Origin of the sequence: Paludibacillus litoralis, from assembly GCF_037646705.1 — a bacterium.
GTDB lineage: Bacteria > Pseudomonadota > Alphaproteobacteria > Rhodobacterales > Rhodobacteraceae > Pikeienuella > Pikeienuella litoralis.
The window spans coordinates 1-14,527 of the sequence record NZ_JBBHER010000001.1 but is presented as its reverse complement, the minus strand read 5'-3'; the positions used below and the strand labels follow the sequence as shown (position 1 = coordinate 14,527).

The 14,527-nt window shown below is 69.8% G+C and carries 14 protein-coding genes; 12 read left to right on the top strand and 2 right to left on the bottom strand.

Annotated features, from left to right (window positions below; translation table 11 throughout):
- The first annotated feature begins 153 nt into the window (after positions 1 to 153).
- From WG921_RS00070 to chrA, 6 genes are all read left to right on the top strand, one after another.
- Positions 154 to 462 carry a sarcosine oxidase subunit delta gene (locus WG921_RS00070; protein ID WP_340107121.1) on the top strand — a complete coding sequence of 103 codons (309 nt, stop codon included), beginning with the start codon at positions 154 to 156 and terminating at the stop codon, positions 460 to 462.
- Positions 463 to 3,495, top strand: coding sequence for a sarcosine oxidase subunit alpha family protein (locus WG921_RS00065; RefSeq protein ID WP_340107120.1), 3,033 nt, complete (start codon positions 463 to 465; stop codon positions 3,493 to 3,495).
- A complete protein-coding gene (locus tag WG921_RS00060) occupies positions 3,488 to 4,057 on the top strand; it encodes a sarcosine oxidase subunit gamma (RefSeq protein ID WP_340107119.1) in 570 nt (189 codons plus the stop codon). The genes WG921_RS00065 and WG921_RS00060 overlap by 8 nt, the downstream gene beginning before the upstream one ends.
- Positions 4,058 to 4,190: 133 nt before the next feature.
- On the top strand, positions 4,191 to 4,358 hold the full coding sequence (locus WG921_RS00055) for an RSP_7527 family protein (RefSeq protein WP_340107118.1): 168 nt from the start codon (positions 4,191 to 4,193) through the stop codon (positions 4,356 to 4,358).
- Between the two features lie 120 nt (positions 4,359 to 4,478).
- The gene (locus tag WG921_RS00050) at positions 4,479 to 5,030 is read left to right on the top strand and encodes an RSP_2648 family PIN domain-containing protein (RefSeq protein ID WP_340107117.1); all 552 of its coding nucleotides are present in this window, start codon (positions 4,479 to 4,481) and stop codon (positions 5,028 to 5,030) included.
- 282 nt (positions 5,031 to 5,312) lie between these two features.
- Complete coding sequence (gene chrA, locus WG921_RS00045; protein WP_461786844.1) at positions 5,313 to 6,539, top strand: chromate efflux transporter; 1,227 nt, start codon at positions 5,313 to 5,315, stop codon at positions 6,537 to 6,539.
- A 66-nt stretch (positions 6,540 to 6,605) separates the two neighbouring features.
- Here chrA and mdoH read toward each other — a convergent pair whose 3' ends face one another.
- On the bottom strand, positions 6,606 to 8,438 hold the full coding sequence (gene mdoH, locus WG921_RS00040; protein WP_340107116.1) for a glucans biosynthesis glucosyltransferase MdoH: 1,833 nt from the start codon (positions 8,436 to 8,438) through the stop codon (positions 6,606 to 6,608).
- A 50-nt stretch (positions 8,439 to 8,488) separates the two neighbouring features.
- Here mdoH and WG921_RS00035 point away from each other — a divergent pair, with 50 nt between their 5' ends.
- The 6 genes from WG921_RS00035 (at position 8,489) to WG921_RS00010 (ending at position 13,835) form a co-directional block, all read left to right on the top strand.
- Positions 8,489 to 9,484: a zinc-dependent alcohol dehydrogenase gene (locus tag WG921_RS00035; protein ID WP_340107115.1), complete on the top strand. Its 996-nt coding sequence runs from the start codon at positions 8,489 to 8,491 to the stop codon at positions 9,482 to 9,484.
- Between the two features lie 6 nt (positions 9,485 to 9,490).
- Positions 9,491 to 9,883 (top strand): 6-pyruvoyl trahydropterin synthase family protein, encoded by a 393-nt coding sequence (locus tag WG921_RS00030; RefSeq protein ID WP_340107114.1) that lies wholly within the window; start codon positions 9,491 to 9,493, stop codon positions 9,881 to 9,883.
- Complete coding sequence (locus WG921_RS00025; protein ID WP_340107113.1) at positions 9,880 to 10,938, top strand: glycosyltransferase family 4 protein; 1,059 nt, start codon at positions 9,880 to 9,882, stop codon at positions 10,936 to 10,938. The genes WG921_RS00030 and WG921_RS00025 overlap by 4 nt, the downstream gene beginning before the upstream one ends.
- Complete coding sequence (locus WG921_RS00020; RefSeq protein WP_340107112.1) at positions 10,935 to 11,705, top strand: class I SAM-dependent methyltransferase; 771 nt, start codon at positions 10,935 to 10,937, stop codon at positions 11,703 to 11,705. The genes WG921_RS00025 and WG921_RS00020 overlap by 4 nt, the downstream gene beginning before the upstream one ends.
- Positions 11,706 to 11,759: 54 nt before the next feature.
- Positions 11,760 to 12,458 (top strand): M48 family metalloprotease, encoded by a 699-nt coding sequence (locus WG921_RS00015; RefSeq protein ID WP_340107111.1) that lies wholly within the window; start codon positions 11,760 to 11,762, stop codon positions 12,456 to 12,458.
- A 177-nt stretch (positions 12,459 to 12,635) separates the two neighbouring features.
- Positions 12,636 to 13,835 (top strand): glycosyltransferase, encoded by a 1,200-nt coding sequence (locus WG921_RS00010; RefSeq protein ID WP_340107110.1) that lies wholly within the window; start codon positions 12,636 to 12,638, stop codon positions 13,833 to 13,835.
- Between the two features lie 149 nt (positions 13,836 to 13,984).
- Here the strand turns inward: WG921_RS00010 and WG921_RS00005 are convergent.
- A partial coding sequence (locus WG921_RS00005; RefSeq protein WP_461786843.1) for a tetratricopeptide repeat protein occupies positions 13,985 to 14,527 on the bottom strand: 543 nt, incomplete at its 5' end.

The window sequence follows — 14,527 nt, the reverse complement described above, 5'->3', positions numbered from 1 at the left end:
CGCCGGGGCCGCCATCTGGTCGGAACCTGGAGGCGACAGGTCGGGATTGCGTTGCGGCGCGGGGCGCGCCTGTGCCATCCAGTAGGCGACGACCGATGATCGCCGCAGCCGGTTCCTCTTCGCGGCGATCTTTTTTGCGTGAAGAGGCCCGGCATGCTCCAGCTGACCTGCCCCCATTGCGGCGTGACCGCCGAAGAGACCGAGTTCCAGGCCGGCGGCGAAGCGCATATCGCGCGGCGAGGGCCCGGGTCCACGGCCGCCGCGTTCGAGGCCTACCTCTTCGAGCGGAAGAACCCGCGCGGCCCGCATTTTGAACGGTGGCGGCACGCCTTCGGCTGCGGCAAGTGGTTTCATCTGGCCCGGGACACCATGACGCTGGAGATCTACGGAGCCTATCCGGCCGATGTCGTCGGCCCGCCGCAGGCGCTTCTGGACCTGATCGAAAAACGGCGGGGGACATAGATGGCGCATCGCCTCAACCAGGGCGGTCGCCTGATCGACCGGTCCCGGAAGATCGACTATCGCTTCAACGGCGCCTGGCTTGAGGGCTACGCCGGCGACACGCTCGCCTCGGCCCTGCTCGCGTCGGGGCGGGTTCTGATGGGGCGGTCGTTCAAATATCACCGCCCGCGCGGCGTGGTCGCGTCCGGCGTCGAGGAGCCGAACGCGCTGATGACGGTCGGCGAGGGCGCGCGCGCCGAGCCGAACCAGCGCGCGACGATGACCGAACTTCATGACGGGCTCTCCGCCAGAAGCCAGAACCACTGGCCGACCCTCGACCATGACGTCGGCGCGGTGAATGCGGCCATCGCCTCCGTCGCGCCGGTGTTTCCGGCCGGATTTTATTACAAGACGTTCCTCTTCCCCCGCATCGCCTGGAAGCATCTCTACGAGCCGGTGATCCGGCGCTCGGCCGGGCTCGGCCCCGCCCCGCGCGAGGCGGACCCCGACGAATACGAGCATTTCCACGCCTTCGCCGATGTCCTCGTCGTCGGCGCCGGGCAAGCCGGGCTGCGGGCGGCGCGCGCCGCCGCCGAAGCGGGCGCGCGGGTTCTTCTGGTCGAGCAGAGCGCGCATATCGGCGGGCGTCTGCTGAGCGAGGCGGATCTGCGCATCGACGGGCGCCCCGGCGCCGATTGGGCGGAAGCCGAAGCGGCGGCGCTGGCGACGATGCCGAATGTCACGATCCGCACCCGCTGTCAGGCGGCGGGGCTCTACGACCACGGCTATGCGCTGTTGAACGAGCGTTGCTCCGATCACCTCGGCCTCGCGGAGGGGCCGCGCCACCGCCTCTGGCGGGTCCGGGCGAAGCGCATCGTGATCGCGGCCGGCGCCATCGAGCGGCCGCTGGCTTTCGCGAACAATGACCGGCCGGGCGTGATGCTGGCTTCGGCCGTCCGCGATTACATCGCGCTCTGGGGCGTCGCGCCGGGGCGGAAGATCGCGCTCTTCACCAATAACGACGACGCGTATCGCACCGCCATCGCGGCCTTCGAAGCGGGGCTGCAGACGCCGGCGATCATCGATTCCCGCCCGGAGGCCGCCGGCCCTCTGCCGGAGCGGGCGCGGGCGCTGGGAATCGCGGTGCGGACGGGCGCGATCGTGGTCCGGGCGAAGGGCGGCAAGGCGCTGACCGGCGTCGCCATCGCGCGGCGGGCGGCCGATGGCCGGGTCGGGGGCGGCGCCGAGGAGATCGCCTGCGATTGCCTCGCGATGTCCGGCGGCTGGTCGCCGGTCGTGCATCTCTTCTCCCATTGCGGCGGCAAGCTCGCGTGGGACGAGGCCGAAGCGATGTTCCGCCCGGCGCCGGAGCGGGGCGCGCCGATCGGCGCGGACGGCGCCGTCAACACCCTCTGCGCGGGCGCGGCGAACGGCCGTCTCGGCGCTTCGGACGGGCTGAACGACGGCTGGGAGGCGGGAGCGAAGGCGGCGGCGGATCTTGGCTTTTCCATGGAGGCGGCGCCCCGGCTGGAGGTGGAGGAGCCCGCGATGGCGCCGCTCGAGCCGCTCTGGTTCGCGCCCTCCACCGGCAGATACGCGCATGGGACGAAGCATTTTCTGGATTTTCAGAACGACGTCACCGCCGCCGATGTCGAACTGGCGGCGCGCGAGGGCTACGAGAGCGTGGAGCACGCCAAGCGCTACACGACGCTCGGCATGGCCACCGATCAGGGCAAGCTGAGCAACATCAACGGCCTCGCCATTCTCGCCAACACCCTCAACGCGCCGATTCCCGAAGTGGGAACGACGACCTTCCGCCCGCCCTACACGCCGATTTCCATTGGCGCGATCGCCGGGCGCGAGGCGGGGCCGCTGTTCAAGCCGCTCCGCCGCACGCCGATGCACGCGCGGCACGAGGCGGCGGGCGCGGATTGGGAGCCGGTGGCGGACTGGCGCCGACCGTTCTGTTATCGCCGCCCCGGCGAGACGCGCGAAGACGCGGTGAACCGCGAGGTGCTGGCGACGCGGCGCGGCGTCGGCATGCTCGACGCCTCCACGCTCGGCAAGATTCTGGTGAAAGGGCCGGACGCCGGGCGGTTTCTCGACCTTCTCTACACCAACATGATGTCGACGTTGAAGCCGGGCCGCTGCCGGTATGGTTTGATGTGCAACGAAAATGGCTTTCTCTTCGATGACGGCGTCGTCGCGCGCATCGCGGAGAATGAATTCATCTGCCACACCACCACGGGCGGCGCCGACGCCGTGCATGGCTGGATGGAGGAATGGCTTCAGACGGAATGGTGGGATCTGAAGGTGTTCACCGCCAATCTCACGGAGCAATACGCGCAGATCGGGATCGCCGGGCCGAAGGCGCGCGAGACGCTCGCCTCGCTCACCCGGATCGACATCTCGGCCGACGCGCTGCCTTTCATGGCGCTGGCGGAGGGCGAGGTCGCGGGCGTTCCCGCGCGGATCTACCGAATCTCATTCAGCGGCGAACTTTCCTACGAGATCGCCGTCCCCGCCAATCACGGCCTGGCGCTCTGGGATGCGATCGCGGCCGCCGGGGCGGAACACGGCGTCACGCCCTACGGCACCGAGGCGGTGCATGTGATGCGGGCCGAAAAGGGCTTCATCATGATCGGCGACGAGACGGACGGAACCGTCACCCCGCAGGATCTCGGCCTCTCATGGGCGGTCTCGAAGAAGAAGGCGGATTTCATCGGCAAACGCGCGCAGGAGCGGGTGTTCTTGCGGCGTGAAGACCGCCCGCAATTCGTCGGCCTCGCCACGGAGGATCCGATGCGGATGTTGCCGGACGGGGCGCATGCCGTGGCCGACCCGGGCGCATCGCCGCCGACGGTCATCGGCCGCGCGACATCGACCTACTGGTCTCCGACGCTGGGGCGCTCCATCGCGCTCGGCCTCATTGTGAACGGCGCGGCGCGGATGGGCGAGGTGCTGAGCTTTCCGGTTGGCGGCGGCGAGGTGATCCGCGCCCGGATCGTCGATCCGGCGGCCTATGACAAGGAAGGAGCGCGGCAGAATGTCTGAACCCGTCTCCGCCGCCGCCGGCGCGGCTTTCGAAGCGCCGGAGGTCTCGATCCGCGACCGCGGCCCGGTTGGCATGGTCACGATTCGCGGCGATTTCGCCGATCCGGAGTTCGCCGCGGCGGTGAAGGCCGTCTGCGGCTGCGCGCCGCCCGAGATCCGGCGCTTCAGCGAGGCGGGCGGCGGCGGGCTCGGCTGGATGGCGCCGGACGAGCTGTTGTTCGTCACGGACTATGCGGCGGCCCCGGCGGCGGAGGCGGCTCTCCGCGCCGGGCTGGCGGGGCGCCATCATCTCGCGGTGAATGTGTCGGACGCGCGCGCCGCGTTCCGCATCGCCGGCCCCGGCGCGCGCGAGCTGCTCGCGCGCGGCGCGCCGGTGGATCTGGCGCCGGAGGCCTTCGTTCATGGGGACCTCCGCCGAACCCGGTTCGGGCAGGTCGCGGCGGCGTTCTGGCTTGGGACGGACGACGCCTTCACTCTGATCTGCTTCCGGTCTTTGGGCGCGCATGTCTTCGATTGGCTGAAGACATCCGCCCGCGCCGGCGCGGGCCCGCACATCTTCTAGCGCTGCGTCATGCGCCCGGCGCATGGCGGGGCTGCCTAATGACGCAGTGCAACATGGCGCTCGGACGCCTATCTACCCTGGTATCGGAAGGGCGCGCGACACTGGCGCGCCGGGATACCAGGAGCTTACGAGAATGAACGATCTGAGATATGTCGCCCCGAGCGACGAGGAAGTCCAGGCGGTCTACGCCCACGCTCACAGGCTGCGCGCAGAAATGCTGCGCGCCGGCGTCACCGGCGCATGGAAATGGCTTCATGCGCTCTTTGTCAAACCGTCGGCTGGCGCGGTCAACGCGCACTGACGCGGCCTGACGCCACGATGACGATCCAGCGGGCGGGGCGCTCCCCCGCCCGCTTTCTTTTTCGCACTTGCGGCGCCATGGTGCGCCGATGCTGAAGTCCCTCTTCCTCCGGCGCCGCTGATGCGGCTTTTTCTCGACAGTTGCGTTCTCTATCCCGTCGCGACGCGGGAGATCGTGCTGGCCTATGCGCGGGCCGGCGGGCTCGCCCCGCTCTTTTCCGCGCGGGTTCTGGAAGAATGGGCGCGCGCGACGGCCGCGAAACAGGGGCCGGAGGCCGAGGCCCGCGCGCGCGGCGACGCAGCCCTGCTCAGAGCCGCGTTTCCTGCCGCCGAGATCGGCGGTTATGAGCGGCTCGAGGCCGGGATCTCGCCCCCGGACCCGGCCGACGCGCATGTGATCGCGGCGGCGCGGATGGGAGGCGCGGATGCGATCCTCACGTTCAACACCCGGGATTTTCCGCTTCGGCTGCTTCGCCATCACGGGGTCGGTCGGCTCCACCCCGACGAATATCTCTCGATGGCGTTCAAACGCGACGCTCAGCGGCTGGAGGCGGCGCTGCGCCCGCTCGCCGATATCGCGGCTGCGAAGGGAGCGCCGTTTCGGGCGTTCCTGAAGCGCGCCGCGCTGCCCCGGCTCGGCAAGGCGTGGGAGCGGAGCAGGCCGGACGCCTGAAGCAGGTCCGCCCCGGAACCAACCCGACGCGCGGACCGGCGGCGGCCTTAGATCGCCGCAATTGAGAAAGCGCCTCCAAATCGGCGCCCCGGCGCGCCGCCAGGTTGTCGCAGGCGCGCGGCGAAGATCCCTTCCGAACGCTCGCCGCCTCGGGTCAAACCGCCATGCGGAAGATCGACGGCTCGGAAACGCTCGGCTACGCTCACGCCATCGCATCCGCCGAAGAGCGCCTGCGGCGGCGCGCTTTCAGGAGGGCGCGGGGCGGGGCAAGGGAGTCGTTTCGTGACGTCGCAACTGAAGGCCACAACGCCTGAAACATCCCCGAAAAACGGCTCGGCGCGCGAGGTTTTCCGGGTGTTTCTGAAGCTCGGACTGACCTCCTTTGGCGGTCCGATCGCTCATCTCGGCTATTTTCGGGACGAACTGGTCACGCGCCGAAAATGGATCGACGACGCCGGTTACGCCGATCTGGTCGCGCTTTGCCAGTTTCTGCCCGGGCCCGCCAGCAGCCAGCTCGGCTTCGCGCTGGGCCTGCTGCGAGGCGGCCCGCTCGGGGCGCTGGCCGCGTGGGCGGCCTTCACCCTTCCTTCGGCCCTGCTGCTCGTGATCTTCGCGTTCGGCGCGTCCGCATTCGAGGGGCCGGCGGGGGCCGGGGTCCTGCACGGATTGAAGGTCGTCGCCGTCGCGGTGGTCGCACAGGCGGTCTGGGGCATGGCCCGCACACTCGCGCCGGATCGGCGGCGGGCCGGAATCGCTGTTGCAGCCGTGCTCATCGTGATTTTTGCGGCCGGGTCGGTCGGCCAGATCGCCGCCATCGCCGGGGGCGGGCTCGCCGGTCTGGCGCTTTGCCGGGGCGGCGCCGCGCCGACCGCGGGGCGCTTGGCGTTCGCGGTTTCGCGGCGCGTTGGAATCGCCGCGCTCGCGACCTTCGCCCTGTTGCTTTTTCTGCTGCCGGTTCTGTCATCGGTCGCGCCGCATGGAGGAGCGGCGCTGATTGACGCCTTCTATCGGGCGGGGGCGCTCGTCTTCGGCGGCGGCCATGTCGTCCTGCCGCTGCTCGAGGCCGAAGTGGTCGCTCCGGGTTGGGTGGACCAGAATGTCTTTCTGGCCGGCTATGGCGCGGCGCAGGCGGTTCCCGGGCCGCTCTTCACCTTCGCCGCCTATCTCGGCGCAGTGATGACGCCGGAGCCGAATGGCGCGGCCGGCGCGATGATCGGCCTCGTCGCCATCTTCCTGCCGGGTTTCCTGCTGCTGATCGGCGCGCTTCCGTTCTGGGACGCCTTTCGCGCCCGGCCGCTCGCGCAGGCCGCCATGCGCGGCGCAAACGCGGCCGTGGTCGGCGTTCTCGGCGCCGCGCTTTACGATCCCGTCTGGACCGGCGCGATCTTCGATCCGCGCGATTTCGCGCTCGCGCTGGTCGGGTTCGTCCTGCTCACCGTCTGGAGGGCGCCGCCCTCGGTCGTGGTTCTGCTGATGGCGGCGGGCGGCGCAGCCTTCGCTCAATTCTGACCGCGGAGCGCGCGCGGATAGACGGACGGGCCGAGCGCGCACGCTCCCCTGAGAGAGCCCCGGCGTTCAGCGCGGATTGACCGCTGGAAGCGCGGGGCCCGCCCGCGCCGCCCGCGCCTGCGCCAGCCCCGGCGTGGGCGCGAACTCCTCCGGCGTCGCGCAGAGCCGGGCGCGCGCCGCCCACCGGCCGAGGCGCGGGTGCGAGGTCAGCGTCGCGAACGGGATCGAAAGGCAGAGCCCCGCCAGCACCGGCGCCGCCCAGGGCAGCGCCGACGGCGCGTTCAACGCCACCATTGTCGCCAGCGCGAAGCCGAAGACCGTCTGCGGCCAGAGCGCCCGCGCCGCCGTTCCCCAACTCAATCGATGCGCGTCCCGCTGCTGACCGGCCCAGCCGACCCGCCCGCCGAAGACGAGCCCGGCCATGAAGAGCGTCACCCGGAAGGCGACAGCCGGCGCGAGCAGGATCGAGAACAGGGTCTCCACCACCGCGCCCGCGAAAAACCGCAATCGCCCGCCATAGGCCGCCGCGCCGCCGGGCCTGAGCGCGATATCCAGCCAGCCGGCGACCTTCGGGAAGAGCGACACCGCGAAGATCACGAAGAACATCGAGATCGCGAAAGCGAAATCGACGTCGCCGTAATCCTGCTCATAGATCTTGAAGACCGCCGCCACCGTCATCAGCATCCACGCCGGGGCGGCGAAATACATCATGATCGCCGCGAAGAGCTGAAACCGGCTCATCGGCTTCAGCCCGCGAAGCCCGAGCAGGCGCCAATACTGCATATTGCCGTGGCACCAGCGAAGATCGCGCCGGATGAACTCGAGCAGCGTCGGCGGGTTGTCTTCGAAGCTTGCGCTTTCCACCGGCAGCACCCGCGCCTCGTAGCCTGCGCGGCGCATCAACGCCGCCTCGACCTGATCGTGGCTGAGGATATGGCCGGAGAGCGGGCCCTCGCCGGGCAAGACCGGCAATCCGCAATCCGCCTGAAAGGGCGCGATCCGGACCATCGCGTTATGCCCCCAATAGGGGCCGCAATCGCCATGCCACCACGCCGCGCCCAACGTGAAGCTGCGCATGCCCGCCCGCATGCCGAACTGGAAGATCCGCGCGAACGCGCTGGTCGCCGGCGCGCCCACGACGAGCGACTGAAGAATGCCGATGCGCGGATGCGCCTCGATCATCCGCGTGAGCGAGAGGATCGCGTCGCCGGACATCGCGCTGTCGCTGTCGAGCGGGAGGAAGAAATCGTATCCGGCGCCCTCGGTGACGAGAAAGTCCCGGATGTTTCCGGCCTTGAAGCCGGTGTTCCGCTCCCGGCGCCGGTAGCGCGCGCCGGGGCCGAGCGCGGCCCGGTGACGCGTGAAGGCCGCCGCCTCGGCCTCGATCACCGCCGGATCGTCGCTGTCGGAGAGAACGAACACGCTGAACCGGTCGCCGCCGCCCGCCGCGTCGAGGCTGCGCTTCGTCGCCGCGAGCCGGGAGAGCGCGCGCTCCGCGTCCTCGTTCCGGAGCGTCATCAGAATCGCCGTTCGCGAGCGGATCGGCGCCGCCGGATCGATCTCCGCGAGATGCGGCGCCGCCGCCAGAACCCCGTTCCGCGCGCCGTGCAGCAGCCAAAGCCCGATCGCCGCGTTCCAGAAGCCCATCACGATCCACGGCGCGCCGAAAAGAAAGCAGATGAAGATGACGATATCGGCCGGCGACCAGCCGCCGGCGGCGAAGATCCGGGCCAGCGCCAGCGCGAGAGCGAAGAGAGAGCCGATATTCAGGAGCGCGACGAAGACCCGCCGCGCCGTCAACGCGCGCGTGGCCTGGAGACCCGCCGGGGTTCGCCCCTTCTCGGGGGCGGCGGGAGCGCGGAGCTCCGACACGGGCGGATGCCGAAAAATTTCATTCATCGCTTCGTCTTTCCGATGCGCGCCGTCCCGCGCCGCACTATGGTCCCGCAATGACCGAACCGACCGACGACAGCGCGAATCTTTTCGGGCGCCCGCTTGCGCTCTGGCATGTCGCGCCCGGCCGCGCGGCGCTCCGGGCCGGCGCGGTTGGCGAAGGCGACGCGTTGATCCGCGCGCGCTGGTCGCTGATCTCGCGGGGGACGGAACGCCTGGTGCATCAGGGCCGCGTTCCCGCCACGGAATGGGCGCGCATGCGCGCGCCGCATCAGGAGGGGGAGTTCCCGTTTCCGGTCAAATACGGCTACGCCATGGTCGGCGAGGTCGTCGCCGGGCCGGCGGCTCTGATCGGCCGGGATGTTTTCGCGCTCTATCCGCATCAAACTCACTTTCGCCTTCCCGCCGCCGAACTCATTCCGCTTCCCGCCGCGCTTCCCCCGCGCCGCGCCACGCTCGCCGCCAATATGGAGACGGCGCTCAACGCGCTCTGGGACGCGGGCGCCGGCCCCGGGGACCGCATCGCCGTGATCGGCGCGGGGCTCATCGGCTGCCTTGTCGCGCGTCTCGCCCGGCGGATCCCGGGCGCGGATGTGATCCTCATGGACCGTTTAACGGGGCGGCGCGATCTTGCGGCGCAACTTAACGTGAATTTTACGTCAGACCAGATCCCCGGCCGCGCCTTCGATATCGCCGTCCACGCCAGCGCCAGCGCCGAAGGCCTGGCGGCGGCCCTCGGCTGCCTCGGGCCCGAGGGCCGGCTGGTGGAGCTTTCCTGGTATGGGGAGGGCGACGTCGCGGTCCCGCTTGGCGGCGCGTTTCACTCGCAACGCCTGCAGATCATCTCCAGCCAGGTCGGGCGGGTCAGCCCGTCGCGCCGCCCGCGCTGGCCCGCGCGGCGCCGGCTCGAAAAGGCGCTTCAGCTTCTCGACGATCCGGCGCTCGACGCGCTGATTGACACCGAAGCGCCCTTCGGCGAGCTTGCCGCGCGGGCGCCGGCCCTCCTCGCCTCTGACGCCGGAGGGGTGGCGACCGTGATCCGCTACGAGTGAGGCCGCATGTACGCCGTTCAGGTTCGCGATCACATCATGATCGCCCATTCATTGCCGGGGGAGGTCTTCGGCCCGGCGCAAAACAAGCACGGCGCGACCTATGTCATCGACGCCACGTTCTATCGCGAGACCCTCGGCCCCGAGCGTATCGTCGTCGATATCGGCCGCGCGACCGAGGCGCTGAAGGCGGCCCTCGCCAAGATCAACTATTCCGACCTCGACGAGACGTTGAAGGGCGAGCTGACCACCACCGAATGGCTCGCGAAATGGATCTTCGACGAGATCGCGGCCGCGGCGAAGGCCGGCGCGCTCGGCCCGGGCGGCGATGCGGTGGAGCGCCTCCGGATCACGCTGAACGAAAGCCACGCCGCGCTCGCCTGGTACGAAGGCGCGCTTTGAGGGCCGCCGTCGCCCGGCTCGCCATCCCCGGCGATCCGGCGGCGCCCACCGGCGGCTATATCTATGACCGCCGCGTGATCGCCGCGTCCCGGGGGGCGCTCGCCGCGCTCGCGCTGCCCGGCGGATTCCCCTTTCCGGACGCGGCGGCGCTGGCGGAGGCGCGGCGCGCCATCGCCGCGGCGCCGGAGCCGGTGATCGTCGACGGGCTCGCCTATGGCGCGCTCCCCGCCGCCCTGATCGAGAACCTGCCGCGCAGGCCGATCGCGCTCTGCCATCATCCGCTGGGGAAGGAGACCGGCCTGCCGCCGGAGACCGCGCGCCGGCTGCTGGAATGCGAACGCGCCGCCCTCGCCCTCGCCGCGCATGTGATCGTGACCAGCGCGGAGACGAAACGCGGCCTCGTCGCCGAGTTCGGCGTCGCGGAGAGCCGGGTCACCGTCGCGCCGCCGGGGCTCGATCCGGCGCCGCCCGCCGCCGAGCAGCGGGGGAAGGGGGAGAGCCCGCCGCTCATCCTCACCGTCGCCGCGCTCCTGCCGCGAAAGGATCATCTGACGCTCGTCGGCGCGTTTGAACGCCTCGCGGCGGAGCGCCCGGATCTGGGCTGGCGCGCGGCCTTCGTCGGGCCGGAGGATCGGGCGCCGGAGACCGCCGCGGCGATCCGCGCGGCCATCGGCGCCGCCGGGCTTGCGCCGCGCATCAGCCTCATAGGCGCGGCGAGCGGGGCGGCGCTCGACGCGTTTTATGATCGCGCCGCGATCTTCGCGCTTCCCTCCCGCTATGAAGGCTATGGAATGGCCTTCGCCGAGGCGATGATGCGGGGCCTTCCGGTCATCGCGGCGGATACGGGCGCGGCGGGCGCCGACGCGCCGGACGCCGCGCGCCGCCTGGTTCCCGCGGAGGACGCCCCGGCGCTCGCGGCGGCGCTCGCGGCGCTGCTCGATGATCGGGAAGAGCGCGTCAGGATCGGCGCGGCCGCGCGCGCCCACGCGCTGACGCTCCCCGGCTGGCCCGCGACATGGGCCGCGTTTCAGGCGGCGCTCAGGGCCGCGGCGTGAGCGGGTTCTCCGCCGATTGGCTCGCGCTCCGCGCAGGGGCCGACGACAGGGCGCGCAACCCCGGGCTTCTCGACCGGCTGACCACATGGGCCGACGGCCGGCCGCTCCTGATCACTGATCTCGGCGGCGGGACCGGGGCGACGCGCCGCGCGCTCGCGCCCCGTCTTCCCGCCGCGCGCTGGCGCATCCTCGACCATGACGCCGCGCTTCTCGCCGCCATTTCTCCCCGTCCGGATCTGGAGATCGTGCTCATCGACCTCGCCGCCGCGCCCGGCGGCGTTTTCGAACCGGCGCCCGACCTGATCACCGCCTCGGCCTTCTTCGATCTGGTCTCCCTGGACTGGATACGGCGCTTGGCCGCGCGTCTCGCCGCCGCGCGCGCGCCCCTCTACGCGGCGCTGACCTATGACGGACAAGAGGACTGGCGCCCCGAGCCGCCGCACGAGGCCCGGGCGCTCGGCGCGTTCCACCGCGACATGCGGGCCGACAAGGGCTTCGGCCCGGCGCTCGGCCCGGCGGCGCACGGCGCGCTCGCCGCCGCGCTTCGCGGCTTCGGCTACGCCGTTCATGAAGGCGAGAGCGACTGGCGGTTGGCCCGGCCGGAGGATCAGGCCCTGATCGAGGCGCTGGCCGCAGGCGGCGCGGCCGCCGGAGAGGTTCGCGCCGCGCTCGCGCCGGCGGCGCTTCGGGACTGGCGCGCGGCGCGTGAAGCGGCGAACACGGTCAGGATCGGCCACCGCGACCTTCTCGCCTTTCCGCCCGGTTGACGCGGCGGCGTCGCCGAGCGTGACAATGGCGCCGTCCGCTCTCATATTCACCGCATGGTGCGAATCCTCCTTCCCGTAATCCTCGCGGCCCTCTGGGGCTGGCTGATGTGGCGCGCGAGCCTCTCGCGGATGAAAGCGGAGCTCGAGCGGAATTCGGCGCTGATCGACGATCCTGAACTGGAGGCCACGATCCGCCGCCTTGGGCGGCAGGTCGGCGTGGACCATCTTCAGGCGTATGTTTACCAGATGGACGCCGTAAACGGGCTCGCCGCGCCGGATGGCCGCATTTTCATCACCTCCGGGCTCTTCAACCGCTACAAGCAGGGTGAGTTCACCGCGCGGGAGATCGGCTCCGTCATCGCCCATGAAATGGGCCATGTCGCGCGCGGCCACGCCAAGCGCCGGATGATCGACTGGACCGGGCAGAACGCGGCGCGCATGGCCCTCGGCCTGATCATCAGCCGCTTCATTCCCATCGTCGGCTATTACATCGCGAACTTTCTCGCCGCGATGATGATGTCCCGGCTCTCGCGCAGGGATGAATTCGAGGCGGATGAATACGCCTCCGCGCTGATGATGAAAGCGGGCTTCGGGACGGCGCCGCAGATCTCGATGTTCGAAAAGCTCTCGAAACACGCGCCCGGTCAGCGCGGCGTCGCCTGGCTCGCCAGCCACCCGGAGACGGAGGAGCGCATCGCCGCGATCAGAGCGCGCGCCGCCGGCTGGGCCGGCGTCATGGAGAAGACGGACTAGCTGTCTGACCCCGCGGCCTGATGTTTCGCAGGGATGGAAGCGAGCGCCGCACCCGCCCCCTCCTCGACCGGCGCCCGGATCGCGCTTTCGCGCCCGTGAGTTTCACACGCCATCCTCAGGACGGCCTTGCCGGCGCCGCCGGCGCGGCTATGGTCCCCCGAGCGAGAGGACTGGCGAATGAAGATACTCTTCGCACATGACAATTTCCCCGCGCAGTTCGGGGCTTTTGGCGAATGGCTGGCGCGGCGCGGCTGGGACGTCCGCTTCGCGACCGCGCGCGAAGGCGTCGGCGACTATCCGCGTTTTCTCCGCTACAAGAGCCACCGCGCCCCGACATCCGGCGTCCACCCCTACGCGGCGAGCTTCGAAAGAGCCGTCATCAATGGTCAGGCCGCCGCGCGCGCGTTTCTCGCCGCGCGCGAGAAGGGATATGCGCCCGATATCGTCATGGCTCATTCCGGCTGGGGGTCGGGCATGTTCGCCCGCGACATCTGGCCGGACGCGCGCTTCGTCCCCTATCTTGAATGGTGGTATCGTTACCCCCCGCCCGACACGCTCTCGCTCGGGACGCACACCCCTGATCTGAATGCGCAATTGGCGCAGCGGACCCGGAACGCCCCGCTCCTTCTCGACATGGAGGGAGCCGCGCTCTCGCTCTGCCCGACGCGGTATCAGGCCGGCCGGTTCCCCGCCGCGCTCCGCGAGCGGCTGACGGTGATTCACGATGGGATCGACTGCGTTCTTCACCGCCCCGCCGATGCGCCTGTCCCGGCCGCCGCCGGGCTCGACCTCGCCGGGATGCCGGAGATCGTCACCTTCATCACCCGCGGGATGGAGCCGCATCGCGGCTTTCCGCAATTCATGCGCGCGCTCGCCAACCTGCAGGCCGCGCGCCCGGGGCTTCACGCGATTATCGGCGGCGAAGACCGCGTCGCCTATGGCGCGCGGCTTCCCGAAGGCGAAAGCTGGAAGACCCGCATGCTGGCCGAACTCGATGGCCGCCTCGACCTCGCGCGCACGCATTTCGTCGGGCTTCAGCCCCGCAGGGAATACGCCAGGCTGCTTCAGGCGAGCCACGCCCATGTCTACCTGACCGCCGATTTCGTCGTTTCCTGGTCGATGCTGGAGGCGATGGCGACCGGATGCCCGCTGATCGTCTCCGATTGCGCGCCGGTGCGCGAGTTCATGACCGAAGACACCGGGCTTTTTTGCGGGCTCCATGATCAGGCGGCGCTGGAGGCCCGGATCGCGGAGGCGCTGGACAGCCGAGAGGCGATGCGCGCGCGCGGGCTCGCGGCCCGCCGCGTCATCCGCACGCGCTACGACCTCGCCACGCTCTGGCCCGAAAAGGAGAAGCTGCTCCAGGCGCTGGCCTGACCTCGGACCTCCGCCGCCCAGCGAGCCACAAAAGAAAACCCTATTATCCACGAGAAAAAGCAGCTGTGAAAATAGTCCGCGAAGGAGGCTCGCGGGCGGAGCTGCCATCCGCTGCGCTTGCGCCCACGTCTGCTTTAGAAAAGTTATTGTCAGATGCCCTTAACGGCATTTCCGATAATTGCTTTGGGGCGATGCATGGCAAGTTGCCTACGCGCTTCGTCATGACGCCCCAACCGCAGCAGGACACCGACTGACGCATATTCTATCAAATCACGCTGCGCGCGACTGCCACCAAGCCGCGCGTGATCCCAGAGCGCTTTTGTCAAAAAGTCATTCGCGCCCGACCAGTTCTGATCAGCGATGGCACCGAACGCCTCTGCCAGATATCGCACAAGGTCGGCTGCCGGTCCCTTGGCACCTAAAATGATCCGTTGAAGTGCCTCGGATCTTCCTGCCATCGCATATCCAAGTGCTGCATGTGCGTCCGCAAAACCTAAGCCGGGGTTCGGAAACTTCTCTGCGGCATAGTCGCAAACGATCTGCCACCGTTCTTGGGGAACCTCTACACCCGAAAGCTCCGCCCGATATAGAACCGCCGCCAGATCAACCATTACATTTAACGGAGGCCCCCATGCCCCGCGCGGATCGATATCCCGGTCAACAATGCACCACATCTCGTCCGTATCACCACG